39 protein-coding genes are annotated in these 23907 nt (G+C 50.7%); 2 read left to right on the top strand and 37 right to left on the bottom strand.

Annotated elements, in window-relative coordinates; all coding sequences use genetic code 11:
* Positions 1-96: 96 nt before the first annotated feature.
* The 5 genes from ACFVYJ_RS13585 to moaA form a co-directional block, all read right to left on the bottom strand.
* Positions 97-846: a lysophospholipid acyltransferase family protein gene (locus ACFVYJ_RS13585; RefSeq protein ID WP_419416145.1), complete on the bottom strand. Its 750-nt coding sequence runs from the start codon at positions 844-846 to the stop codon at positions 97-99.
* On the bottom strand, positions 847-1098 hold the full coding sequence (locus ACFVYJ_RS13580; RefSeq protein WP_419416144.1) for a MoaD/ThiS family protein: 252 nt from the start codon (positions 1096-1098) through the stop codon (positions 847-849). It abuts the gene before it with no gap.
* A 3-nt stretch (positions 1099-1101) separates the two neighbouring features.
* Positions 1102-1581, bottom strand: a complete 480-nt coding sequence (moaC, locus tag ACFVYJ_RS13575; protein ID WP_419416143.1) for a cyclic pyranopterin monophosphate synthase MoaC — start codon at positions 1579-1581, stop codon at positions 1102-1104.
* Positions 1578-2693: a 1-acyl-sn-glycerol-3-phosphate acyltransferase gene (locus ACFVYJ_RS13570; protein ID WP_419416142.1), complete on the bottom strand. Its 1116-nt coding sequence runs from the start codon at positions 2691-2693 to the stop codon at positions 1578-1580. The genes moaC and ACFVYJ_RS13570 overlap by 4 nt, the downstream gene beginning before the upstream one ends.
* A 120-nt stretch (positions 2694-2813) precedes the next feature.
* Positions 2814-3818, bottom strand: a complete 1005-nt coding sequence (moaA, locus tag ACFVYJ_RS13565) for a GTP 3',8-cyclase MoaA (protein ID WP_419416141.1) — start codon at positions 3816-3818, stop codon at positions 2814-2816.
* Positions 3819-3872: 54 nt separating this feature from the next.
* On the opposite strand from moaA, the gene ACFVYJ_RS13560 reads away from it, so the two are divergent.
* A complete protein-coding gene (locus ACFVYJ_RS13560) occupies positions 3873-4247 on the top strand; it encodes a SirB2 family protein (RefSeq protein WP_419416140.1) in 375 nt (124 codons plus the stop codon).
* Here ACFVYJ_RS13560 and rfbD read toward each other — a convergent pair.
* Both rfbD and ssb read right to left on the bottom strand, forming a co-directional pair.
* Positions 4244-5152 carry a dTDP-4-dehydrorhamnose reductase gene (gene rfbD, locus ACFVYJ_RS13555; protein ID WP_419416139.1) on the bottom strand — a complete coding sequence of 303 codons (909 nt, stop codon included), beginning with the start codon at positions 5150-5152 and terminating at the stop codon, positions 4244-4246. The genes ACFVYJ_RS13560 and rfbD overlap by 4 nt on opposite strands.
* Positions 5153-5172: 20 nt before the next feature.
* Positions 5173-5673: a single-stranded DNA-binding protein gene (gene ssb, locus ACFVYJ_RS13550; protein WP_419416138.1), complete on the bottom strand. Its 501-nt coding sequence runs from the start codon at positions 5671-5673 to the stop codon at positions 5173-5175.
* Positions 5674-5829: 156 nt separating this feature from the next.
* Here ssb and uvrA point away from each other — a divergent pair, with 156 nt between their 5' ends.
* Positions 5830-8649: an excinuclease ABC subunit UvrA gene (gene uvrA / locus ACFVYJ_RS13545; protein WP_419416137.1), complete on the top strand. Its 2820-nt coding sequence runs from the start codon at positions 5830-5832 to the stop codon at positions 8647-8649.
* Positions 8650-8810: 161 nt separating this feature from the next.
* Here the strand turns inward: uvrA and ACFVYJ_RS13540 are convergent, their stop codons facing one another.
* The 30 genes from ACFVYJ_RS13540 to ACFVYJ_RS13395 all read right to left on the bottom strand — a co-directional run.
* Entirely contained in the window at positions 8811-9017 is a 207-nt protein-coding gene (locus tag ACFVYJ_RS13540) for a cold-shock protein (RefSeq protein WP_419416136.1), read from the bottom strand.
* A gap of 827 nt (positions 9018-9844) precedes the next feature.
* On the bottom strand, positions 9845-10234 hold the full coding sequence (rplQ, locus tag ACFVYJ_RS13535) for a 50S ribosomal protein L17 (protein ID WP_419416135.1): 390 nt from the start codon (positions 10232-10234) through the stop codon (positions 9845-9847).
* A gap of 39 nt (positions 10235-10273) precedes the next feature.
* A complete protein-coding gene (locus tag ACFVYJ_RS13530; RefSeq protein WP_419416134.1) occupies positions 10274-11278 on the bottom strand; it encodes a DNA-directed RNA polymerase subunit alpha in 1005 nt (334 codons plus the stop codon).
* Between the two features lie 25 nt (positions 11279-11303).
* Positions 11304-11924, bottom strand: coding sequence for a 30S ribosomal protein S4 (gene rpsD / locus ACFVYJ_RS13525; RefSeq protein WP_419416133.1), 621 nt, complete (start codon positions 11922-11924; stop codon positions 11304-11306).
* 15 nt (positions 11925-11939) lie between these two features.
* Positions 11940-12329 carry a 30S ribosomal protein S11 gene (rpsK, locus tag ACFVYJ_RS13520; RefSeq protein WP_193952514.1) on the bottom strand — a complete coding sequence of 130 codons (390 nt, stop codon included), beginning with the start codon at positions 12327-12329 and terminating at the stop codon, positions 11940-11942.
* Between the two features lie 25 nt (positions 12330-12354).
* The gene (gene rpsM, locus ACFVYJ_RS13515) at positions 12355-12711 is read right to left on the bottom strand and encodes a 30S ribosomal protein S13 (protein WP_419416132.1); all 357 of its coding nucleotides are present in this window, start codon (positions 12709-12711) and stop codon (positions 12355-12357) included.
* 155 nt (positions 12712-12866) lie between these two features.
* Positions 12867-12983: a 50S ribosomal protein L36 gene (rpmJ, locus tag ACFVYJ_RS13510; RefSeq protein WP_007021200.1), complete on the bottom strand. Its 117-nt coding sequence runs from the start codon at positions 12981-12983 to the stop codon at positions 12867-12869.
* 19 nt (positions 12984-13002) lie between these two features.
* Positions 13003-14331, bottom strand: a complete 1329-nt coding sequence (secY, locus tag ACFVYJ_RS13505) for a preprotein translocase subunit SecY (RefSeq protein ID WP_419416131.1) — start codon at positions 14329-14331, stop codon at positions 13003-13005.
* Positions 14332-14766 carry a 50S ribosomal protein L15 gene (gene rplO / locus ACFVYJ_RS13500; RefSeq protein WP_419416130.1) on the bottom strand — a complete coding sequence of 145 codons (435 nt, stop codon included), beginning with the start codon at positions 14764-14766 and terminating at the stop codon, positions 14332-14334.
* Positions 14767-14779: 13 nt separating this feature from the next.
* On the bottom strand, positions 14780-14962 hold the full coding sequence (gene rpmD, locus ACFVYJ_RS13495; protein WP_419416129.1) for a 50S ribosomal protein L30: 183 nt from the start codon (positions 14960-14962) through the stop codon (positions 14780-14782).
* 5 nt (positions 14963-14967) lie between these two features.
* Positions 14968-15468: a 30S ribosomal protein S5 gene (gene rpsE, locus ACFVYJ_RS13490; protein WP_419416128.1), complete on the bottom strand. Its 501-nt coding sequence runs from the start codon at positions 15466-15468 to the stop codon at positions 14968-14970.
* Between the two features lie 11 nt (positions 15469-15479).
* Positions 15480-15830 carry a 50S ribosomal protein L18 gene (gene rplR / locus ACFVYJ_RS13485; RefSeq protein WP_419416127.1) on the bottom strand — a complete coding sequence of 117 codons (351 nt, stop codon included), beginning with the start codon at positions 15828-15830 and terminating at the stop codon, positions 15480-15482.
* 13 nt (positions 15831-15843) lie between these two features.
* A complete protein-coding gene (gene rplF / locus ACFVYJ_RS13480) occupies positions 15844-16377 on the bottom strand; it encodes a 50S ribosomal protein L6 (RefSeq protein WP_419416126.1) in 534 nt (177 codons plus the stop codon).
* An 11-nt stretch (positions 16378-16388) separates the two neighbouring features.
* Positions 16389-16781: a 30S ribosomal protein S8 gene (rpsH, locus tag ACFVYJ_RS13475; RefSeq protein ID WP_419416125.1), complete on the bottom strand. Its 393-nt coding sequence runs from the start codon at positions 16779-16781 to the stop codon at positions 16389-16391.
* Positions 16782-16859: 78 nt separating this feature from the next.
* Entirely contained in the window at positions 16860-17165 is a 306-nt protein-coding gene (gene rpsN, locus ACFVYJ_RS13470; protein WP_419416124.1) for a 30S ribosomal protein S14, read from the bottom strand.
* A gap of 12 nt (positions 17166-17177) precedes the next feature.
* Positions 17178-17717, bottom strand: coding sequence for a 50S ribosomal protein L5 (gene rplE, locus ACFVYJ_RS13465; RefSeq protein WP_419416123.1), 540 nt, complete (start codon positions 17715-17717; stop codon positions 17178-17180).
* 14 nt (positions 17718-17731) lie between these two features.
* Positions 17732-18046, bottom strand: a complete 315-nt coding sequence (gene rplX, locus ACFVYJ_RS13460; protein WP_419416122.1) for a 50S ribosomal protein L24 — start codon at positions 18044-18046, stop codon at positions 17732-17734.
* Positions 18047-18147: 101 nt separating this feature from the next.
* A complete protein-coding gene (gene rplN, locus ACFVYJ_RS13455; RefSeq protein WP_419416121.1) occupies positions 18148-18516 on the bottom strand; it encodes a 50S ribosomal protein L14 in 369 nt (122 codons plus the stop codon).
* A gap of 73 nt (positions 18517-18589) precedes the next feature.
* Entirely contained in the window at positions 18590-18853 is a 264-nt protein-coding gene (gene rpsQ, locus ACFVYJ_RS13450) for a 30S ribosomal protein S17 (RefSeq protein ID WP_419416120.1), read from the bottom strand.
* Position 18854: 1 nt separating this feature from the next.
* Complete coding sequence (rpmC, locus tag ACFVYJ_RS13445) at positions 18855-19046, bottom strand: 50S ribosomal protein L29 (RefSeq protein WP_419416119.1); 192 nt, start codon at positions 19044-19046, stop codon at positions 18855-18857.
* Positions 19046-19459, bottom strand: coding sequence for a 50S ribosomal protein L16 (gene rplP / locus ACFVYJ_RS13440; RefSeq protein ID WP_419416118.1), 414 nt, complete (start codon positions 19457-19459; stop codon positions 19046-19048). The genes rpmC and rplP overlap by 1 nt, the downstream gene beginning before the upstream one ends.
* Positions 19460-19470: 11 nt before the next feature.
* Positions 19471-20151, bottom strand: coding sequence for a 30S ribosomal protein S3 (gene rpsC / locus ACFVYJ_RS13435; RefSeq protein ID WP_419416117.1), 681 nt, complete (start codon positions 20149-20151; stop codon positions 19471-19473).
* Positions 20152-20172: 21 nt separating this feature from the next.
* Positions 20173-20505, bottom strand: coding sequence for a 50S ribosomal protein L22 (gene rplV / locus ACFVYJ_RS13430; protein ID WP_463255401.1), 333 nt, complete (start codon positions 20503-20505; stop codon positions 20173-20175).
* 8 nt (positions 20506-20513) lie between these two features.
* Entirely contained in the window at positions 20514-20789 is a 276-nt protein-coding gene (gene rpsS / locus ACFVYJ_RS13425; RefSeq protein WP_419416116.1) for a 30S ribosomal protein S19, read from the bottom strand.
* 11 nt (positions 20790-20800) lie between these two features.
* Entirely contained in the window at positions 20801-21628 is an 828-nt protein-coding gene (rplB, locus tag ACFVYJ_RS13420; RefSeq protein ID WP_419416115.1) for a 50S ribosomal protein L2, read from the bottom strand.
* A gap of 15 nt (positions 21629-21643) precedes the next feature.
* Entirely contained in the window at positions 21644-21940 is a 297-nt protein-coding gene (gene rplW / locus ACFVYJ_RS13415; RefSeq protein WP_419416114.1) for a 50S ribosomal protein L23, read from the bottom strand.
* Positions 21937-22542, bottom strand: a complete 606-nt coding sequence (gene rplD, locus ACFVYJ_RS13410) for a 50S ribosomal protein L4 (RefSeq protein ID WP_419416113.1) — start codon at positions 22540-22542, stop codon at positions 21937-21939. Before rplD ends, rplW begins: the two co-directional genes overlap by 4 nt.
* 11 nt (positions 22543-22553) lie before the next feature.
* Complete coding sequence (rplC, locus tag ACFVYJ_RS13405; protein ID WP_419416112.1) at positions 22554-23192, bottom strand: 50S ribosomal protein L3; 639 nt, start codon at positions 23190-23192, stop codon at positions 22554-22556.
* Positions 23193-23314: 122 nt separating this feature from the next.
* Positions 23315-23626 (bottom strand): 30S ribosomal protein S10, encoded by a 312-nt coding sequence (gene rpsJ / locus ACFVYJ_RS13400; RefSeq protein ID WP_127695088.1) that lies wholly within the window; start codon positions 23624-23626, stop codon positions 23315-23317.
* Between the two features lie 194 nt (positions 23627-23820).
* Positions 23821-23907: EF-Tu C-terminal domain-related protein (locus tag ACFVYJ_RS13395; protein WP_419416146.1), on the bottom strand; the 87-nt coding region annotated here is incomplete at its 5' end.

Genomic DNA, 23907 nt, shown 5'->3' with positions numbered 1-23907 from the left:
CCACCCGGCAGATAAACACTGCCCTGTAGCGGTCAGGGAGGCGCATTCTACACCGCACAGAATTAAGGTCAACAGGCACGGATAAAAATTGCAGAATTATTCTACTGACTGCGCAGCAGGTTTAGCTTGAAGATGAGACTCCAGCCAAACAACTGACTGCTGATGCACTGCTTCAACGGACAACGATTCAGGATTGATCGGCTCGCCTATTACAACCCGAACTGTACCCGGGTATTTTACAAAACTTTTCCCTGGCCAATATTCACCGGCGTTATGATAAATCGGCACCACAGGCACTGCATTCTTAACCGCCAACATGGCAGCTCCCTTATTAAACCGGCCTACTTTACCGACGGGTACACGCGTCCCCTGCGGAAAGATCAACACGGGAATCTGTTGCGCCAGACGGTCGCTACCCTGAGCCAATAATTGCTTGAGGGCTTCCCGCCGCTTACTTCGGTCCAACGCAATAGGTTTCAACATCGCCAAAACCCAGCCAAAGAACGGAATTTTTAACAATTCACGCTTTAACACCGCACACTGCGGCCGCACCAAGGTTTGAAAAAACAGGGTTTCCCATTCACTTTGATGGTTGGCAACCACCACATAAGCGCCCTGACTCGGCAGGTGCTCCCTGCCCTCAACACTTACCTTGACCCCGCAACATACGTTTAACCAGAAGATATAAAAATAGTTAATCCCCGTGATTAATTTGAAGCGTGGGCGATATGGCAACCATGGCGCAATCAATAAGCAGATACAGGCATAAACAACCGTTACCGAGTAAAAGCCCAAGTAATAACAAGCGGCGCGTACATAATGGAGCGGGGTTGGCTGACGCAACATTTAACCCCCAGTGACCGGTGGAAAAAAGGCAACTTCTTCGTCACCGTTTAGTGGAGTATCTGCATCACAGATTTCATGATCACAAGCAGTGCGAATATTCTGTGCGTCCAAAATCCCAACCCAATGCGAGTTCTGCTGCAATAGGAACGTCACCAGTTCACCAACGGTAGTCACATGACCGGGCTTCTCGAGCACCTCTCCTTCGCTGGCCAGACGCTCCTTTAAACTGGCAAAAAACACCACTTTTAACATCAACTACTCCGCCTGCCAGTGACCACTACGACCACCCTTTTTTTCACGCAACTGAATAGATGAGATGACCATCCCTTTATCAACCGCTTTACACATATCGTAAACCGTTAGACAGGCGACAGACACTGCTGTTAGCGCTTCCATTTCCACACCCGTCTGTGCCGCCAATTTACAGTACGCAGTAACACGAACACTGCTGCTATCGAGGTCAGGCACCAAATCGACACTGACTTTACTTAACATCAGCGGATGACATAACGGAATCAGGTCACTGGTTCGCTTAGCAGCCTGGATACCAGCAATACGCGCTACGGCCAAGACGTCACCTTTTGCATGACCACCTTCAACAATCATCTTGAGGGTTTCCGGCTGCATCGTTATACCGCCTTCAGCGACGGCTTCACGTACGGTCACAGCCTTATCGGACACATCGACCATCTGTGCATTGCCCTGATCATCCAGATGAGTAAGTTGCTGTTTCACAATACCCCCTGCAGCGCACGCTTGTTATGCACCGGGTTGGCATACATCTGGCGGAGCATATCCTGCGCACCATCTGCCACTAGCTGCAACCTCTCATCAAATTGCGCCCGTTCTTCCGCAGACACACTATCCTCTACACCCGCGGCAATTTTATTTGACGCGTGCAGGTGATAATTGGACAGTATTTGCCGGTCGATCTCCTGCGCCAGCGCTTCAGGTGATTCAAAATCACCTTCAATGACATCACCAAACGCCACATGCACATGCCCCTTGTTACCGGTGATGCCTTTAACAATGCTGTCGATATCTTCGTACTGGCCTTTTTCATAGAAGCCATGCGTCGCTTTAGCATGCAATTCATTGGCTTTTAACGCATCACAGGGGTCATACTCATAAGAGATAGAGACAGGCACAATACTCAGCCGCTTCACCTGCTCAGGAAAGCTGCGCTGCTTACGATGCGCCATATAGAGCATTTTCAGAATAGTCGGATCGGTTTGATCATTGCCGTCTTTAGCCCGGCCTTCCCGTTGCGCCAACCAAATAGACTCACCGGCCTGGATGCTATGATCGATATAATCTGACAACTGCGTTAGCGCCTTCATCATTTCACGACCGCTAGCGGAACGATTGACAATAAAGCTCTTATTAAGGCGCATAATGTCTGAAACGTAAGGCTTGCGCAGCAGATTATCGCCAATCGCTATACGGACAGTATCCATGCCATATTGGTAACGTACCCAGTTAACAAAGGCTGGGTCCATCGCGATATCACGGTGATTGGAAATAAACAAATAAGCGTCTTCCGGGTCCAACTGGTCAATGCCGCTGCACGTCAGCCGCGTGGTAGTACGACTGATCATCTTGCGCATATAACTGGCGACCAACTCCTGAAAGTCACGAATTGTCTCAACCTCGCCCACCTTACCAGCCAAAGCCAGGCGCACCAGAGGGCGAAGCAGCCAGCCGGCATGCCGCGACCATTTTGGAAACTGATACTGGGTTACCGCAGACAAAAACTCATAATCATTGAGCAGACTACTCAATACATCGGCCACCTCATTATCGCGATAGGGCCTGATCTCCTTAAAGGGATCTTGTTGATCGACCATACTTCCTCTACAGACCTGGCTAAAATTCAGGCGGTATTTTACCTATTTCCGGCTCGGGCTGCAGTTACTTTAGGATTAACCTATACAGCGACAGTCACAACAAGCAACTGTGGACACGAATCAACCGCCGGTCATATTCATAAAACGGATGATTTGTGGATCTTCATCAAGTTCGAAATGATGCCGTTCAGGCTTCAGGTCCATGGCGTCGATAATCGCCTGCTGCAATATTGCCTGATCACCAGGGTGCTGGCGCAAGAGATCTCTCAGGTCAACCGAATGCTCATTGCCCAGACAGAGCAACAAGCGCCCCTCTACCGTGACGCGAACCCGGTTACAGTCGCCGCAAAAATTATGACTGTGTGGCGAGATAAAGCCAATGCGCGAATTGCTATCAGGCATACGGTAGTACTTTGATGGGCCACCCGTGCGCTCGACAGTTGATTGCAATGTGTATTGTTGCTCAATGGCTGCCTTAACTTCATCACTTGAGCAATAGGCTTCGGCACGACTGTGCTCAGAGATCACCCCCAGCGGCATTTCCTCAATAAAGCTGATATCCAGACCCTGCTCACGGGCAAAATCAACCAGAGACAGGATTTCATCATCATTCCGGTTTTTCAAAATAACCGCATTCAGCTTTATGCGCTCAAATCCCGCCTGCTTTGCAGCTTCAATACCGTGTAATACCTGAACCAACTTACCGGTTCGAGTCAAATCATGAAAACGTTCAGCATCCAGGCTATCCAAGCTGATATTCAGCCGGCTAACCCCCGCCGCCTTCAAGTCATTTGCCATCACAGGCAACTGGGAGCCATTCGTAGTTAGCGACAACTCAATATCCAGTTCGCCCAGCATACGCACCAGTGACAATACATTTTTACGCACCAGCGGCTCACCGCCAGTGAGACGAATGCGTTTAACGCCTAACGCAGTAAACGCTGCCGCTATCTGATACAGTTCTTCCAGCGTAAGTACCTGAGCGCGTGGGAGAAACTGCATATTTTCTGACATGCAGTAGACGCAACGAAAGTCACAGCGATCGGTAACACTAAGGCGCACATAATCAACCCGCCGGCCAAAGCGGTCGATTAACGCTGGTGTTGTATCTGGTGTGGCTTGCATAGTTTGCCAAAATTCCCAATTAACGCTTGTAACCTAAACAACCTAGAGCCCGATATGTACCCACTTATTAAGCACATCCATATGATTACTGTAGTCGTTAGTCTGCTTCTATTCATCTGGCGCGCAGGCCTGCACTGGCAGCGCCCGCAACAGGCCTACGCCAAATGGTTGCGGATTGTGCCTCACATCAATGACACGCTGCTGCTCATCAGCGCAATCAGCCTCGCAGTATTACTGCAACAATACCCACTGGCGCACGCCTGGTTAACCACTAAGGTTGTCCTGTTGCTGGTATATATTGGGCTGGGAACTGTGGCACTTAAAAAAGCCCATACGCGCCCAGCCATTGCGTTGACCAGCGGCGCGGCAGTGCTCTGCTTCGGTTATATTATGGCCGTTGCAATCAGCAAGTCACCGCTACCCTTTTAAGAGTCACTAGTACCTAACTGATACAGAGCGCGCATTTCTGCTTTTAATTCCTGCCGCCATGGCCGCTGGCGAATACCGAAAATATTCAGCAATTTCTTACACAGCAGGACAGAGCTGCTTGGCAGCTCATCCTGCGCTGAAGCGTCTGCAGTGTTCAGGGGCACCAGTTTTTCTACCCGCAAGCTTTCATACTCACTAGCCGCAATCAAAATTTCTTTACAAAAGTCGTAACGGCTAATCACCTCAGCACCACAATAATGATAGGTGCCCCACGCCTGAGCACCGCTGCTGAGCTGCTTAATCATCGCAGTAATCACCCGCGCGACATCATGTGCCGAGGTAGGACAACCAACATGGCTCGTCATTTCCTGCAGTGTGTCTTCTTCCCGCGCAGCGCGCACCGTTGCAGTCAAAAAATTCGCACCATGGGCACTGAACAACCAGCTGACCCGAAGAATAATGTGCTGCTCAAGGCAGGCTCTGAGTCGCTGCTCGCCCTGCCAGACACTTTCACCATACACGCCCTGCGGGGCGACGGCGTCATCTTCGGCATAACCACTGGCATACTGACTATCAAAGACCGCATCAGACGAGAGGTGCAGCAAAGGAATCTTTTGCGCAACACAGGCTTTCGCCAGATGCTCTACCGCTTCACAATTCACCGCATAGAAAATATCAGGCTGCTGACCGGACTGATTAAAGTGCGTGACACCTGCACAATTGACCACATAATCCGGCGCATGTTCCGATAACGCTTCAGCGATACCTGCCGCCTGAGTGATATCAAGCTCAGCACGCATCAACGGTATCGCTTCAAAACAGGGGTCTTCGACCAGTAGCCGACATAGGGCAGCACCGGCTTGACCGCCGGCACCTGTCACCAGCACACGCACTGGCTTAAGCAACTGCCTCAATTCCATTCAGATTAAAATGGAATATCGTCGTCAAAATCATCAAAACCCTGTGGCGGAGCACTTGGTGCAGATGAAGGCTGTTGTTGTGGCTGAGGAGACGGCGCCGGCCGTGACGCCTGTTGCGGCTGTCCCTGAGGCTGCCCCTGAGGCTGAGCATAACCACCGCCAGCATCACCACGGCTATCCAGCATCTGCATATCACTGGCAACAATTTCGGTGGTATAACGATCCTGGCCACCCTGATCCTGCCACTTACGGGTACGCAGAGAGCCTTCTACGTAGAGTTTGCTACCCTTACGCAGGTACTCGCCGGCAACTTCAGCCAGACGGTTAAAGAAAACCACCCGATGCCACTCTGTACGGTCCTGCATCTGACCAGTTTGCTTATCTTTCCATGACTCCGAGGTTGCCAGGGTAACGTTGGTTACTGCATTGCCGCTCGGCATATACCTGACTTCCGGATCACCACCCAGGTTACCCACCAGAATCACTTTGTTAACGCCACGCGCCATGACTCTCTCCATTTGTTCCAGAATGAACGGTAAACACGCCGTTCTTATTAGCCGCATAGCTTACCATGCAGCCAAAGACAGTCACACCATATTTCCGGTTCTGCCGCCGGGCAAAGACATTTATAATGGTACGTTTTTGGCCCACCGAGTGAGCAGATGGAAAATATTCTGGTACGGGGTGCTCGCACCCACAATCTAAAGAATATCGACTTGGATATCCCCCGGGATAAACTGGTTGTAATCACCGGCCTTTCCGGCTCCGGCAAATCTTCTTTAGCCTTTGATACCCTGTACGCAGAAGGCCAGCGTCGCTATGTAGAGTCACTATCTACCTATGCCCGTCAGTTTCTGTCGATGATGGAAAAACCGGATGTCGATCACATCGAAGGCCTGTCGCCGGCTATTTCTATCGAGCAGAAATCGACTTCACACAACCCCCGCTCCACCGTCGGCACTATTACCGAGATTTATGACTACCTGCGCCTACTGTTTGCCCGCGCCGGTGAGCCCCGCTGTCCGGACCACGATCTGCCACTGGCCGCGCAAACCATCAGCCAGATGGTGGATCAGGTACTGGCACTAGAGGAAGGCAGCAAGCTGATGCTGCTGGCGCCGGTAATTCAGGGACGTAAAGGTGAGCACTTACATATCATCAACAATCTGCGGGCCGAGGGGTATATTCGCGCCCGTATTGACGGGCTGGTGGTTGATCTGGACAGCGCCCCGGACCTGGATAAAAACAAAAAGCATGACATTGAGGTGGTCATAGACCGCTTTAAAGTACGCGAGGACCTGCAAAACCGCTTGGCAGAATCATTTGAAACCGCACTGCAGCTAAGTGACGGTATCGCCCGCATCGCGTATATGGATGAAACCCGGGACGAATTGGTGTTTTCCTCCCGCTTTGCCTGCCCGCAGTGTGGGCACAGTATTCAGGAATTGGAACCGCGCCTGTTCTCATTCAATAACCCGCATGGCGCCTGCAGTAGCTGTGACGGATTGGGCGTAAAACAGTTTTTCGATACCAAGAAGGTCGTGTCTGACCAAAACCTGACCCTGTCAGAAGGCGCGATTCGCGGCTGGGATCGACGCAATCTGTATTACTTCCAGCAGCTAAAAGCACTGGCAGACCATTACGGTTTTGATATCGACACCCCGTTCAAAAACCTCAAACCCGCGCACCAGGCAGTGATTCTGCAGGGCAGTGGACGGGAAACCATTCCGTTCCGCTATCTGAATGATCGCGGCGACATCATCAGCAAAGCGCACACGTTCGAAGGGGTACTGAATAATCTGGAGCGGCGTTTTCGTGAGACTGAATCAGAAACCGTGCGTGAAGATCTGGCGAAATACCTAAACGTACAAGCCTGCCCAAGCTGCGACGGCAGTCGACTCAGGCGCGATGCCCGGCATGTATTTATTGATAACCACACTCTGCCACAATTGGTTAAGCTGCCCATCGGCGACAGCCTGGATTATTTTGAGCAACTACACCTGACCGGAAAGCAGGGCGCTATCGCGGAAAAAATCCTCAAAGAGATTCGGGAGCGCCTGTCATTTCTGGTGAATGTCGGGCTGGAATATCTGTCACTGTCACGCAATGCTGACACCCTGTCAGGAGGTGAGGCCCAGCGCATCCGGCTGGCCAGTCAGATTGGTGCTGGCCTGGTAGGCGTGATGTACATTCTCGATGAGCCATCCATCGGTCTACACCAACGGGACAACGAACGCCTACTGAAAACCCTGATTCATCTGCGCGATCTGGGCAACACTGTGATTGTGGTAGAGCACGACGAAGATGCCATTCGCATGGCAGACTTCCTGATCGACATCGGCCCTGGCGCTGGCGTCCATGGCGGAGAAGTCATTGCTGCAGGCCTACCTGAAGATATCATGAACTCTCCAGAGTCTGTGACCGGACAATATCTTAGCGGCCGTAAAACCATTGCCGTACCCGATAAGCGGCACGTCCCTGATCCAAACAAGCAGCTTGAGGTATTAGGTGCCTCGGGCAATAACCTGCAACAGGTTGACCTATCACTGCCGGTAGGATTATTCACCTGCGTCACAGGGGTGTCCGGTTCCGGTAAATCAACCCTGATTAACAACACCCTGTATCCAGTAGCAGCAACCGAGCTCAACCATGCCACCACCCTGGATGCCGCACCCCATGACAACGTCAAAGGCCTGCAGCATTTTGACAAGGTCATCGATATTGACCAGAGTCCTATTGGCCGTACACCGCGTTCCAACCCCGCCACCTACACCGGTATCTTCACCCCGGTTAGAGAACTGTTTGCCGGCACCCAGGAAGCCCGCGCCAGAGGCTATAAGCCGGGACGCTTCAGTTTTAACGTCAAAGGCGGCCGTTGCGAAGCCTGTCAGGGCGACGGCGTCATCAAAGTAGAGATGCACTTCCTGCCAGACATCTACGTGCCTTGTGACGTCTGTAAAGGTAAACGCTACAACCGTGAAACCCTGGAAGTAAAATACAAAGGCAAAAGCATCCATGAAGTACTGGATCTTACCGTAGAAGATGCCCGTCAGTTCTTTGATGCCATACCCGCCCTGGCCCGCCGCCTGCAAACCCTGATTGACGTCGGCCTGTCCTATATCCGGCTGGGCCAGGCTGCAACCACGTTATCCGGCGGTGAAGCCCAGCGCATCAAGCTCTCCAAAGAACTCTCTAAACGCGATACCGGCAAAACGCTGTACATCCTCGACGAACCCACCACCGGTCTGCACTTCCACGATATCCAGCAGCTGCTCAACGTCCTGACTCGCCTGCGAGATCACGGCAACACCATCGTGGTGATCGAGCACAACCTAGATGTGATCAAAACAGCAGACTGGGTGGTAGACCTAGGCCCAGAGGGCGGCGTAAAAGGCGGCCAGATAATCGCCGAAGGCACACCTGAACAGATTGCGGCCAGCCCGGCATCACATACTGGGCGGTTTCTTAAGCCGTTGCTGTAAATTGGACTAACGAAGCGTTGGTTCTAGAGGGCGGTAGTCGCTGAATAAACTTTCATTCGGCTTATTACAGCACTACTTGCTGAAAAAGCTATAAGTACATCATACCAAAAGCAGCGGACGGCAAAGCCGTCCTACTGCATTTGCTTGTGATATGTTGTTACTTAAACAGGAACAACTTTATTTGCACAAGGGCCCTTTTGGCCTTGACCAACTTCAAATTCAACCGCTTGGCCATCATTCAATGTTGCGTACCCACCACCAGCTTGAATTTCTGAATGATGAACAAATAGATCCTTACCACCATCCTCAGGTGTAATAAAACCAAAACCCTTGTCGGCGTTGAACCACTTAACTGTACCTTTAGCCATCTTCTTTACTCATGATTGTTGGTGAATAATAAAAAAATTATATTCGAATTCACCCGTCGAATATAAAACGATACTTGTGGGCCGGAGACACATAACACTACGTTTATGAGGTCTTCGACCTAATAATAATTAGTAGGGATACCTCATAATACCCCATGCGAACGACGCAGATTATCTAGCTTATTGAATTTCAGATAAAATTAAAAAAGAAAATACAAAAGATAAACAAGGGCATTGAACCTTTTAATGTTACTGTTCAATAATCAGCCACGCACCGAACCAGCATTGCTGGCGATAAAAAACATAACGAAACGCCCTTCCTGCTTACCCGCTCCCTGCAGGCACCTGTTGATACTGCCTGAAGCCTAGTCAGACTGAAAGACCTTAGGAAAAGTATTAGCAAGTCGATTCATGACGCATACGAATTTCCAGGTAGACCTCCGGCCTTGAAGCTGACACCTCTAGTCGCCTTCTGCGCAGGCGAACACTTATGTCCTGCGCTATTGAAAGCTATCAACAATAGCAAGGGCAGAGTTGTCTGAGACCCTAGGACCGGCTTCTCTGCCCGCACTGATAACTGAAACGCTCCGGGACGTAGCGTAGCGGCCCCGCAACCAGGGTGGTTTAGAGTATTAAGATTTTTAGGCGCCCAAAGATCTTAACCCACCTCAAGGAGAAACGATTAAATTAGTTTCATTACTTCCGCACTGCTGGAGTTAAGCAATACCGATCAAACAGCAATAATCCAACCAAAAGAAGCTGTAAAACAGTTCTTCAGACACAAAAAAACCCGGCACGAGGCCGGGTTTTTGATGATCAATTAAAAATTAATCTTCAGCTTCGTCAGCAACTGCTCCAGCTGGACGGTCAACCAGTTCAACATACGCCATAGGCGCATTATCACCTGGACGGAAACCGCATTTCAAAATGCGCAGGTAACCACCAGGACGGGAACCATAACGTGGACCCAGATCGTTGAACAGTTTACCAACAGCCTGTTTGCTGCCAGTACGAGCAAATGCCAGACGGCGATTTGCAACAGTGTCGTTTTTCGCCAGTGTGATCAGTGGCTCTGCATAGCGACGCAGTTCTTTTGCTTTAGGCAGAGTTGTACGAATCAACTCGTGCTCAAACAGAGAAACTGCCATGTTTTTGAACATGGCTTTGCGGTGCGCACTGGTACGGCTGAAGTGACGACCAGAATTACGATGACGCATGTTAAATCCCTACCAAACTTGTCAGTTTAGAATCCTGAATTAAGAAGCGACTTTATCGTCGTTCTTCAGGCTAGCCGGCGGCCAATTTTCAAGACGCATCCCCAGGGACAGACCCTTGGAAGCCAGTACGTCCTTGATCTCGGTCAGCGACTTTTTACCCAGGTTCGGAGTCTTCAGCAGTTCAACCTCTGTGCGCTGGATCAGATCACCAATATAGTAAATCTGCTCTGCTTTCAGACAGTTGGCGGAACGAACAGTCAGCTCCAGATCATCTACAGGACGCAACAGAATCGGATCAATTTCCGGCTCTGCAGGTTCATCCTTGGCCTGGTCAGCACCGTCTTCCAGGTCAACGAATACCACCAACTGCTGCTGCAAGATTGTAGCAGCGCGACGGATCGCTTCTTCTGGATCGATAGTGCCATTGGACTCAATATCGATAACGAGTTTATCCAGGTCAGTACGCTGCTCAACACGCGCGCTTTCTACTACGTAGGAAACACGGCGTACTGGGCTGAATGTTGCATCCAGCTGCAGACGACCAATTGCACGAGTCTCATCTTCATCAGACAAACGAGCATCAGCAGGTACGTAGCCACGGCCACGTTCTACAGTCAGCTGCATGTTCAGACTCGCACCGTCATTCAAATGAGCAATAACGTGGTCCGGGTTGGCGATTTCAACATCTTGGGTCAGTTGAATGTCACCTGCGGTAACAGGACCAGCGCCAGTTTTGCTCAGGGTTAGGGTAGCCAGATCAGCATTATGCAATGTGATGGCAACGCCTTTCAGGTTCAGAAGGATCTCAATGACATCCTCCTGCACCCCTTCAATCGTGCTGTACTCATGCAAAACGCCGTCAATCTCAACTCCGGTTACCGCACAACCCGGCATAGAGGAGAGCAAAATACGACGCAGCGCATTGCCCAGCGTATGGCCAAAGCCACGCTCCAGTGGCTCGAGAGTCACTTTAGCGCGAGTTTTGCTGATTTCCTGTACGTCAATGTGACGTGGACTGAGAAATTCATTTACCGAACGCTGCATATTTCCACCAATAAAAGATTAAGAATTACTTCGAGTACAGCTCAACAATCAGCTGTTCGTTGATGTCGGCAGACAGATCAGAACGCTCTGGCAGGGCTTTAAAAGTCCCTTCCATTTTGCCTGAATCTACATCTACCCACTCAACAGCAGCACGCTGACCAGCCAGTTCCATTGCGTGTTTGATACGCAGCTGGTTCTTAGCTTTTTCGCGAACTGCGACCACATCACCCGCTTTCACCTGGTAGGAAGCAATGTTGACAACCTGACCATTAACAGTGATAGAGCGGTGCGATACGATCTGACGAGCTTCTGCACGAGTAGTGCCGAATCCCATCCGATAAACAACATTGTCCAAACGACTTTCCAGCAACTGGAGCAGGTTTTCACCGGTTGCACCAGTGCGACGAGCCGCTTCTTTGTAATAATTGCGGAACTGACGTTCCAAGATGCCGTACATACGGCGAACTTTTTGTTTCTCGCGCAGCTGCAGGCCATAGTCGGATAAACGACTACGACGGGCACCGTGTACGCCTGGAACAGTCTCAGCTTTACACTTGCTGTCCAGTGCACGTACGCCACTCTTCAGGAAAAGGTCTGTACCTTCCCGACGAGACAGCTTGCACTTAGGTCCAAGATAACGAGCCATATTACCGTCTCCAGTTTAAACGCGACGTTTCTTCGGCGGACGACATCCATTATGAGGAATAGGCGTCACATCCGTGATATTTGCGATTTTGTAGCCACATGCATTGAGTGCGCGCACAGCGGACTCACGGCCGGGTCCAGGACCCTTCACAAATACGTCGAGGTTTTTCAGGCCGTACTCAAGAGCGGCCTGCCCAGCACGCTCAGCAGCAACCTGAGCGGCGAACGGGGTGCTTTTACGGGAACCACGGAAGCCGGAGCCACCTGCAGTTGCCCAGGACAAAGCATTACCCTGGCGATCAGTAATTGTAATGATCGTATTGTTAAAAGAAGCGTGGATGTGGGCGAACCCATCAGCTACTTGCTTCTTTACTTTTTTGCGTGTGCGATTACCTGGCTTTGCCATATTCGGAATTCCTATCGCTTACCACTTACTTACGGATCGGCTTACGCGGGCCCTTACGAGTGCGCGCGTTAGTCTTACTGCGCTGACCGCGAACCGGCAGGTTACGGCGGTGACGCAGACCGCGGAAACAACCAAGATCCATGAGACGTTTAATGCTCATGGACACTTCACGACGCAGGTCGCCTTCAACAGTCAGCTTGGCAACTTCTCCACGAACGTTGTCCAGCTGCTCGTCAGAAAGATCAGCAATCTTAGTGCTTGGTGTAATACCACAAGCGCTACAGATGCCAGTCGCAGTCGTGCGGCCAATTCCGTAAATGTAAGTCAGAGAAATTACCGCATGCTTATTGTCAGGAATATTGACGCCAGCTATACGGGCCATTCTATTACTCCGTTTTCAGTGATGTCTGGTTGTTATTAACCGACATCATAAAAAAAATGTTCTGTTCGCAGAAGGCGCGCAATACTACACGTTGATTACATACAAATCAAGCGATGTTGCATGCCCCTGCGGCCAATGTCAGATCAAGCTTACGCTTAGCCCTGACGCTGTTTATGACGCGGCTCTACTTTGCAGATCACTCGAACTGAACCGTTACGACGCACGATTTTGCAGTTACGACAGATCTTTTTAACAGATGCACGTACTTTCATGATCTACTCCAGATAGTGATTAGCGCAGCAGACCTGCACCACCACCTTTGAGATTAGATTTCTTCATCAAGGACTCATACTGATGAGACATCAGATGGGACTGTACTTGAGCCATAAAATCCATCACGACCACTACGACGATCAGGAGCGAGGTGCCACCAAAATAGAACGGTACGTTTGCGGCTACCACCAGGAACTGGGGCATCAGCGAAACTGCCGTGATATACAGGGCACCAAATAGCGTCAGTCGACCCAACACAGTATCAATGTACCGTGCTGATTGCTCACCCGGACGAATTCCCGGAATGAATGCACCAGATTTCTTCAGGTTATCCGCGACGTCTTTTGGGTTAAAAACGATCGCAGTATAGAAATAACAGAAGAAGATAATGGCTACCGAGAACAGCAGAATATACAGCGGTTGACCCGGACCCAGCGCAAGCGCCACATCCTGCAACCAGTCCATACCTTCGCCCTGGCCTGACCACTGCGCCATAGACGCAGGGAACAGCAGAATACTTGAGGCGAAGATCGGCGGTATAACACCGGCCATATTAACCTTCAGCGGTAGGTGACTGGTCTGAGCCGCATATACACGGTTGCCTTGCTGTCGCTTGGCATAGTTAATGGTGATACGACGCTGTCCACGTTCCATAAACACCACAAACCCCACAGTAACCACTGCCAAAAAGGCAATCACCAACAACGCCAGGATATTCAAATCCCCCTGACGCGCAGCTTCGAAGGCCTGACCAATGGCACCTGGCAGCCCAGCAACGATACCGGCAAAGATCAGAATCGAAATACCGTTACCGATACCCCGTTCAGTTACCTGTTCACCCAGCCACATCAGAAATACCGCACCCGCTACCAGCGTCACGACAGCAACAAAATAGAAACTGCCACCGGTATTAAATGCTACACCCTGATTCGCCAAGCCCACCGCCATACCGAACGACTGAATGGTCGCCAGAACGACAGTACCGTAGCGCGTGTACTGGTTGATTTTACGGCGACCTGCTTCCCCTTCTTTCTTCAACTGGGCCAGAGTCGGACTCACTACCGACATCAGCTGCATAATAATAGATGCAGAGATGTACGGCATGATACCCAGTGCCAGAATACTCATGCGCTCCAGTGCACCACCGGAGAACATATTGAAGAGACTCAGGATCGTCCCCTGGTTCTGATCAAACAGCGCAGCAAGACGATCAGGGTTGATACCGGGCACAGGAATATGTGCACCGATACGGTAAACCACGATCGCCACCAAAACGAACAGCAACCGAGCTTTCAGCTCGCCCAGTCCGTTCTGTGTGCCCGCCGGCATTGTTCCTTTCTTAGCCATTTACGCCTCGACTTTACCGCCTGCAGCTTCGATAGCAGCCTGTGCACCTTTGGTCACACGAAGACCCTTAATGGTGACGGCTTTTGTAATTTCGCCGGACAGAATCACCTTGGCAGATTTGATCTCTTCCTTGATGATGTCCGCCGCTTTCAGTGCAGCCAGATCGATAACATCCGCCTGTACGCTTGTTAGTTCGCCAAGACGAATCTCAGCAACATAACGCGCGCCACGGGAAGTGAAACCGAACTTAGGCAGACGACGCTGCAACGGCATCTGACCGCCTTCAAAACCTGGCTTCACAGAACCGCCAGAGCGGGATTTCTGACCTTTGTGGCCACGGCCACAAGTTTTGCCCAGACCGGAACCAATACCACGACCCACACGTTTGCGGGATGGACGGGAACCTTCAGCCGAACTCAGAGTGTTCAGACGCATCTTGTGAACTCCCTTACTCGCCTTCTACACGAACCATGTAGTTGACTTTGTTGATCATGCCACGAACAGATGGAGTGTCTTCCACTTCAACTGTGTGTCCAATGCGGCGCAGACCCAGACCCTTTACGCACAATTTGTGCTTAGGCAGAGTACCGATAGGGCTGCGTACCAGTGTTACTTTTACAGTGTTAGCCATGTCGATTACCCCAGAATCTCGTCTACAGACTTGCCACGCTTAGCCGCTACATCTTCCGGAGAGTTCATGGACGCCAGACCTTTAACGGTCGCGCGTACCACGTTTACCGGGTTAGTAGAGCCATAGCACTTGGCCAGTACGTTGTGGACGCCAGCCAGTTCCAGTACTGCACGCATCGCACCACCGGCGATTACACCAGTACCTTCAGAGGCAGGCTGCATGTAAACCTTAGAAGCACCATGACGTGCTTTAATTGGGTACTGCAGCGTGTCACCGTTCAGGTCAACCTGAACCATGTTACGACGTGCCTGCTCCATTGCTTTCTGGATTGCAGCAGGTACTTCACGTGCCTTACCACGGCCGAAACCTACACGGCCTTTACCATCACCAACAACAGTCAGTGCGGTAAAACCGAAGATACGGCCACCTTTAACTACTTTTGCGACGCGGTTAACCTGAACCAGTTTTTCCTGCAGATCGCCGTCTTTCTGATCATGATTTGACATATTCGATCCCTTTAGAATTTCAGGCCGCCTTCGCGGGCCGCATCAGCAAGTGCCTTAACACGACCGTGGAACTGGAAACCAGAACGGTCGAAAGCCACTTCAGTTACACCGGCTTCCTGCGCACGAGAAGCGATCAGCTGACCTACTTTTTCGGCTGCAGAAACGTTACCGGTTGCGGTTTCACGCAGATCTTTTTCTACCGTCGAAGCAGAGGCAATAACCTTGCTGCCGTCAGCAGAAATAACCTGGGCGTAGATGTGACGCGGAGTGCGAGTCACACACAAACGTGTTGCACCCAGCTCACGCATTTTCAGGCGAGAGCGGCGCGCACGACGAATACGAGCTTGTTTCTTAGCGTTCATAACCCTGCCCTACTTACTTTTTCTTCGCTTCTTTACGGCGAACATACTCATTCGCGTAACGAACACCTTTACCTTTGTAAGGCTCAGGCGGACGGAACGCACGAATTTCGGCAGCTACCTGACCCACGGTCTGTTTATCAGCACCGCTGATAACAACTGTGGTCTGGTTAGGTGTCTCAGCTTTAATGCCTGCTGGCAGCTGATAGTCGATTGGGTGGGAGAAACCCAGCACCAAATTCAGAGAATCACCTTTAGCCGCAGCACGGTAACCAACACCCTGAAGTTCCAAAGTCTTTTTGAAACCTTCAGTAACGCCGACCACCATGTTGTTCACCAGAGAACGGGTTGTACCGGACAGAGAACGCGCCAGCTTGGATTCATCGCGAGCAGCAAAGGTTACAGTGTTATCTTCTTGCTTCACTTCTACAGAAGGATGCACATCCAAAGACAACTGACCGTTTTGACCTTTGATACTGACGGATTGACCAGCCAGTTTCAGTTCAACACCTGCAGGTACAACTACGGGGCTTTTCGCAATACGTGACATTGAAATACCTCTTAGAATACCGTGCAGATTACTTCACCGCCGATGCCTGCAGCGCGTGCAGCGCGATCAGCCATGACACCTTTACTAGTAGAGATAATCGCGATACCCAGGCCGCCTGCTACAGTTGGCAGCTCTTTTGCGTTCTTATAGATACGCAGACCTGGACGACTAACGCGTTTGATCTCTTCAATTACCGGCTTACCTTCAAAGTACTTAAGCTCTACTGTCAGAACCGGTTTTACATCACCTTCTACTGCGAAGTCAGTGATGTAACCTTCTTCTTTCAGAACCTTAGCTACATTTACTTTGGCATTGGAAGCCGGCATAGATACGGCCTGCTTTTCAGCCATGTGACCGTTGCGGATGCGAGTTAGCATATCCGCGAGAGTATCTTGCATGCTCATGCATTTACTTCCTCTTGTGCAGCACGATGCGGTAGCCGTTTCAGGCCCTGCCCACCGTGCTTACCGTTGAACCAACTGTTACCAGCTAGCTTTCTTCAGACCTGGAACATCACCACGCATAGCAGCTTCACGCAGTTTGTTACGGCACATGCCGAACTTGCGATAAACAGCGTGTGGACGACCAGTCAACTGACAACGAAGCTGCTGACGCGAGGCACTAGAATCGCGTGGCAGTTTCTGCAATGCGATAGTCGCATCCCAGATTTCGTCTTCAGATGAATTAGGACTACTAATGATCGCTTTCAGCTGAGCACGTTTCTCAGCATATTTAGCAACCAGCTTTGCACGCTTAGCTTCACGTGCCTTCATTGATTCCTTAGCCATGATATACCCCTATCACTTGCGGAATGGGAAGTTCAGGGCTGCCAGCAGGGCACGTCCCTCATCGTTAGTCTGAGCAGTCGTGGTGATGGTTATATCCATACCACGCAGCTTATCTACCTTATCGAACTCTCGTTCTGGGAAGATAATCTGCTCTTTAACGCCCATGCTATAGTTGCCGCGACCGTCAAATGATTTCGGGTTCAGACCACGGAAGTCACGAATACGCGGAATAGAGATATCCACCAGTCGGTCCAGGAATTCCCACATCCGTTCGCCACGCAGCGTCACTTTACAACCGATCGGCCAACCTTCACGAACTTTAAAGCCCGCGATGGATTTACGTGCCAGTGTAACAACCGGTTTCTGACCTGCGATTGCGGTCATATCCGCAACAGCATGTTCCAGTTCTTTTTTGTCGCCCAACGCTTCACCAACACCCATATTCAGCGTGATTTTAGTGATGCGTGGAACCGCCATAACGTTAGGGCAGCTCAGTTCTTCTTTAAGCTGCTGCTTAACGGAATCTTTATAAAGCGCTTTCAGTCTAGACATGATATCAGCTCCCCTTATCCGCCAATGACTTCGCCGGAAGACTTGAAGAAACGCACTTTAGTACCGTCTTCAAGAGTCTTGAAGCCGACACGGTCGCCCTTACCAGTCTGCGGATTGAAGATCGCCACATTGGAAACAGCAATCGCTGCTTCTTTTTCAATGATGCCACCCGGCTTACCCAACATAGGGTTAGGCTTAGTGTGCTTCTTCACCATGTTGATACCAGAAACAACCAAACGGTCGTCCAAGACACGCATAACCTTGCCACGCTTGCCCTTGTCTTTTCCTGCGATGACAATTACTTCATCGTCACGTTTAATTTTGCGCATACTATACCTATATCGCTTCCTACTACCCTCTCATGCTCAAAAACGCCAACCCCTCTCGGAGTTAGCGTTTTCACATAAGCCAAACAGTATGTGCTTGGCCTTTATAGCACTTCAGGCGCCAGGGAAATGATTTTCATGAACTTCTCATTACGAAGCTCACGCGTTACTGGGCCGAAGATACGCGTGCCGATTGGCGCGTCGTTGGCGTTCAACAAAACCGCAGAGTTTGTATCAAAGCGGATAAGCGAACCATCCGGACGACGAACACCTTTACGGGTACGTACAACAACAGCCTTAAGAACCTGACCTTTTTTCACTTTGCCACGAGGAATTGCTTCCTTAACAGTCACCTTAATGATGTCACCCACACGGGCGTAGCGGCGGTGAGAGCCACCCAGGACCTTAATACACTGTACACGCTTGGCACCGCTGTTATCAGCGACATCAAGCATCGATTCAGTCTGAATCATGGTCTACTCCAGAAACATTTAGGGTTCGCCTGCCAGGCAAACGAACCGGCTAATGGAGCAAAGGCGCGTAATCTTACACCTTTGCTGCACGCTCTTCAATACGAACAAGTGTCCAGGTTTTGTTCTTGGACAAAGGACGGCTCTCAGCGATGGTCACTAGATCACCCTGCTGGCACTCATTCTTTTCATCATGAGCATGCAGTTTTGATGAGCGCTTCATGAACTTCCCATAGATTGGGTGCTTTTCACGACGCTCAATCAGCACGGTGATGGTTTTATCCATCTTGTCGCTGACAACACGGCCGGTCACTGTCCGGGTACGTTTTTCGGCGCTCATATTAGTTACCTGCCTTTTCATTGAGTACTGTCTTCACGCGGGCGATGTCGCGACGCACCTGACCCAGCAGGTGAGTCTGCGCCAGCTGACCAGTGGACTTCTGCATGCGCAGGTTGAACTGCTCTTTCAGAAGACCCAGCAGTTCCTGCTGAAGCTCGTCAACGGACTTATCACGTAGTTCAATTGCTTTCATTACATCACCGTCCGTTTAACAATGGTGGTGGCAACCGGCAATTTCGCCGCAGCCAGGTTAAACGCTTCAGAAGCAAGCTGTTCTGGCACGCCGCTCATTTCGAACAACACTTTGCCAGGCTTAATCTGAGCAACCCAATACTCAACAGCACCTTTACCTTTACCCATACGTACTTCAAGCGGCTTTTTGGAGATCGGCTTGTCCGGGAACACGCGGATCCAAATTTTACCACCACGCTTCACGTGACGAGTCATGGTACGACGCGCAGCCTCGATCTGGCGCGCAGTGATGCGGCCACGACCGGTAGCTTTCAGCGCGAATTCACCAAAGCTTACGGTGCTACCGCGCTGCGCCAGGCCGCGGTTGCGACCTTTCATCATCTTGCGGTACTTAAGTCGTTTTGGTTGGAGCATCGACGTCTACCTCACTTACCTTTCTTCTTAGGTGCATTTTTCTCGGCACGCACCTGCTCGATGCCACCAAGAACTTCACCCTTGAAGATCCAGACTTTAACGCCGATCACACCGTAAGTGGTGTGTGCTTCGTACGTAGCGTAATCGATATCAGCACGCAGAGTGTGCAGTGGCACACGGCCTTCACGATACCATTCAGTACGAGCAATCTCGGCGCCACCCAGACGTCCGCTAAGCTGAATCTTGATACCCTTGGCACCTAGACGCATAGCGTTCTGAACCGCACGCTTCATAGCGCGACGGAACATGACTCGACGCTCCAACTGACTCGCAACGCCCTGAGCAACCAGACGACCGTCCAGCTCAGGCTTGCGAATCTCTTCGATGTTGATGTGAACCGGTACACCCATCATTTCTGATACGGTGTTGCGCAGCTTCTCAACATCTTCACCTTTTTTACCAATCACGATACCCGGACGGGCAGTATGAATGGTGATTTTAGCGTTCTGTGCAGGGCGCTCGATCTCGATGCGGCTGACAGACGCGTTCTTTAGCTGTCCATCCAGGTACTCACGTACCTGCAAGTCATTTAACAGCTTCGTTGCATATTCACCTTTGTCGGCATACCACACAGACGTGTGATCTTTGACAATTCCAAGGCGAATACCGGTCGGATTTACTTTCTGACCCATAATGATCTCCTAGCAGTCAGCTCAGTCGGCCACTTTAACAGTGATGTGACAGGAGCGCTTTAAGATACGATCAGCGCGACCTTTCGCACGCGGCTTAATGCGTTTCATCGTCATGCCTTCATCTACGAAGACAGTTGAAACGCGCAGCTCGTCAATATCAGCACCTTCATTATGCTCTGCGTTAGCAATAGCAGATTCGAGTACCTTCTTAACAAGCACCGCACCTTTTTTAGGACTATACGCCAGGATATTCAGAGCTTCGCCGACAGACTTACCACGAATCTGGTCAGCAACCAGACGGGCTTTCTGTGCGGAGATGCGGGCGCCTTTATGCTTAGCGGCAACTTCCATCATCTAACTCCTTATCGCTTGGCTTTTTTGTCTGCAGCATGACCGCGGTAGTTACGGGTCACGGCAAACTCGCCCAGTTTATGACCAACCATGTCTTCGGTAATAAATACCGGAACATGCTGACGGCCGTTATGTACTGCAATTGTCAAACCTACGAAGTTTGGAAAAACCGTAGAACGACGTGACCAAGTTTTGATCGGACGACGGTCGCTGGCTTCAACTGCAGCTTCTACCTTTTTCAACAGGTGAAGGTCGATAAAAGGACCTTTCTTCAGTGAACGTGGCACAGCTGTATCCTCTACTTAGCGTTACGACGGCGTACGATCAGTTTATCGGTACGCTTGTTCTTACGAGTTTTATAACCCTTGGTCGGAACACCCCAAGGCGTCACAGGATGACGACCACCAGAGGTACGACCTTCACCACCACCATGCGGATGGTCTACCGGGTTCATCGCAACACCGCGCACGGTAGGACGAACACCACGCCAGCGAGTAGCACCGGCTTTACCGAGCTGCTTCAGGCTGTGTTCGCTGTTGCTCACTTCACCCAGGGTTGCACGACATTCAGCCAGCACTTTACGCATCTCGCCAGAGCGCAGACGCAAAGTCGCATAAGCACCATCACGTGCGACCAGCTGCGCAGAAGTACCCGCAGAACGAGCTACCTGTGCACCTTTACCTGGTTTCAGTTCGATACAATGAATAACGGAACCAACAGGAACGTTGCGCAGAGGCATACAGTTACCTGGTTTGATATCAACGTATTCACCGGACTGAACTTTCGCGCCGGAGGTCAGACCTTTTGGCGCAATAATGTAACGACGCTCACCGTCTGCATACACCACCAAAGCGATGTGAGCGGAGCGGTTAGGATCGTATTCCAGACGTTCTACAGTTGCTGGAATACCGTCTTTGTTACGACGAAAATCAATCAAGCGGTACTGCTGTTTGTGACCACCGCCAATGTGGCGAGTAGTAATGCGACCATGGTGGTTACGACCACCACTCTTGCTTTTCTTTTCAACAAGTGGCGCATACGGCTTGCCTTTATGCAGGTCGGTATTGGATACCTTTACTACATGACGACGTCCAGCAGAGGTCGGCTTAGTCTTAGTCACTGCCATTTTATATACCCTCTATTACTCGCCACCGAGGAAATCAATCTCAGAACCGTCAGCCAGGCAAACATAGGCTTTCCGCACACTACTGCGCTTACCCAGACCACGCGCAGTGCGCTTGGTTTTGCCTTTAGCATTAAGCACGTTTACGCCTTTTACTTTGACGTTAAACAACTGCTCTACGGCTTCTTTGATTTCCGGTTTAGTAGCGTCTTTTGCCACACGGAAAACAACCTGCTGAGAACCATCAGCTACGATAGTAGCTTTCTCGGAGATGTGCGGACCCAGCAGCACTTTGTAGATGCGTTCCTGATTCATGCCAGCGTCTCCTCGATTTTCTTCAACGCAGGTACAGTTACCAGTACTTTATCGAAGCCAACCAGGGATACAGGATCCAGGCCAGCAGCATCACGCACGTCCACATGTGGCACGTTACGGGAAGCCAGATACAGGTTCTGCTCTACGTCTTCAGTAATCAGCAGTGCATTACTCAGCTCAAGCTCTTTCAGCTTGGCCACAAACTGTTTGGTTTTTGGAGATTCGATAGCGAATTCCTCAACAACAACCAAACGATCCTGACGAACCAACTCAGACAAGATGCAACGCAGTGCTGCGCGATACATTTTCTTGTTTACTTTCTGAGCATGGCTACGCGGTGCAGCTGCGAAAGTCACACCACCAGAACGCCACAACGGAGAGCGGATAGTACCCGCACGGGCACGACCAGTACCCTTCTGACGCCATGGCTTAGCACCGCCACCAGAAACCGCAGAACGGTTTTTCTGAGCTTTAGTACCCTGACGAGCGCCTGCCAGGTATGCAGTAACAACCTGGTGTACTAGCGTCTCGTTGAATTCTTTACCAAAAGCCAGGTCGGAAACTTCAACCGAACCTTTAGCTCCAGCTAAATTCAGATTCATTTCAAACCCCCTTAGGCGCCGGCTTTAACGGCCGGTTTAACGATTACGTCACCGCCAGTTGAGCCTGGAACAGCACCTTTGATCAACAACAGGTTACGTTCCGCGTCAACGCGAACGACTTCCAGGGTCTGCACAGTTACCCGTGCGTCACCCATGTGACCCGCCATCTTCTTGCCCTTCCAAACACGACCAGGAGTCTGACACTGACCAATAGAACCTGGAGCACGGTGAGAAAGCGAGTTACCGTGAGTTGCGTCCTGCATGGAGAAGTTCCAGCGTTTAATACCACCCTGGAAACCTTTACCTTTAGAACGACCGGTTACATCTACCTTCTGACCAGCTTCAAAGCGCGCAACAGTTAGCTCTTCACCAACGTTGACTTCTTCGTCACCTGACAGGCGGAACTCCCACAAACCACGTCCTGCTTCGACACCTGCTTTTGCAAACTGACCAGCATCCGGCTTAGAAAGGCGATTAGCCTTCTTACCACCAGTGGTCACCTGCACAGCAGCGTAGCCGTCGGTTTCAGCAGTTTTCACTGCAGTAACACGGTTCGGTTCCACTTCGATGACAGTGACTGGCACGGATACGCCGTCTTCAGTGAAGACGCGAGTCATACCCGCTTTACGTCCGATAAGACCTACAGACATTGTTTTTAAAACCTCTTGCCAGTTGTGTACGGGGCTGTTACCCACTACGGCTGCCCTTTCCAGAGCATTCCACACATAAAAAGCGCTTCATTAATAAGATTAATTCTGCGCAGTTGCCTTAATTAGCCGAGGCTGATCTGCACTTCAACACCCGCAGCAAGATCCAGCTTCATCAATGCATCAACAGTTTTTTCTGTTGGCTCAACGATATCCAGAACACGCTTGTGAGTACGGATTTCATACTGATCGCGGGCGTCTTTGTTGACGTGCGGTGAAATCAGCACTGTATAGCGCTCTTTACGGGTAGGAAGCGGGATCGGGCCTCGTACCTGAGCGCCAGTCCGTTTTGCAGTATCTACGATTTCCTGCGTGGACGAGTCGATCAGGCGATGATCAAAGGCTTTCAGACGAATACGAATTTTCTGATTCTGCATTTCGATCACATTTCCAATATGTTTAAAAACGGCATAGCCGACCTCCCCCTACAATGAGAGGGACGCAAATTCTACTGGCAGGAAAAGGACAGGTCAACAAAACTTATTGTTTATTTAGCCGAACCGCCGCACCCCCCCAACGCCAGACACAAAAAAGCCCTCCGAAGAGGGCTTTTTCAATCAGAGAGTATTAATTACTCAACGATTTTGGATACAACGCCAGCACCAACAGTACGGCCACCTTCACGAATCGCGAAGCGCAGACCTTCTTCCATGGCTAC

The sequence above is a fragment of the Pontibacter sp. JAM-7 genome (genome assembly GCF_048548695.2).
Taxonomy (GTDB): domain Bacteria; phylum Pseudomonadota; class Gammaproteobacteria; order Pseudomonadales; family Balneatricaceae; genus Neptuniibacter.
This window is presented reverse-complemented; position numbering and strand designations above follow the sequence as displayed.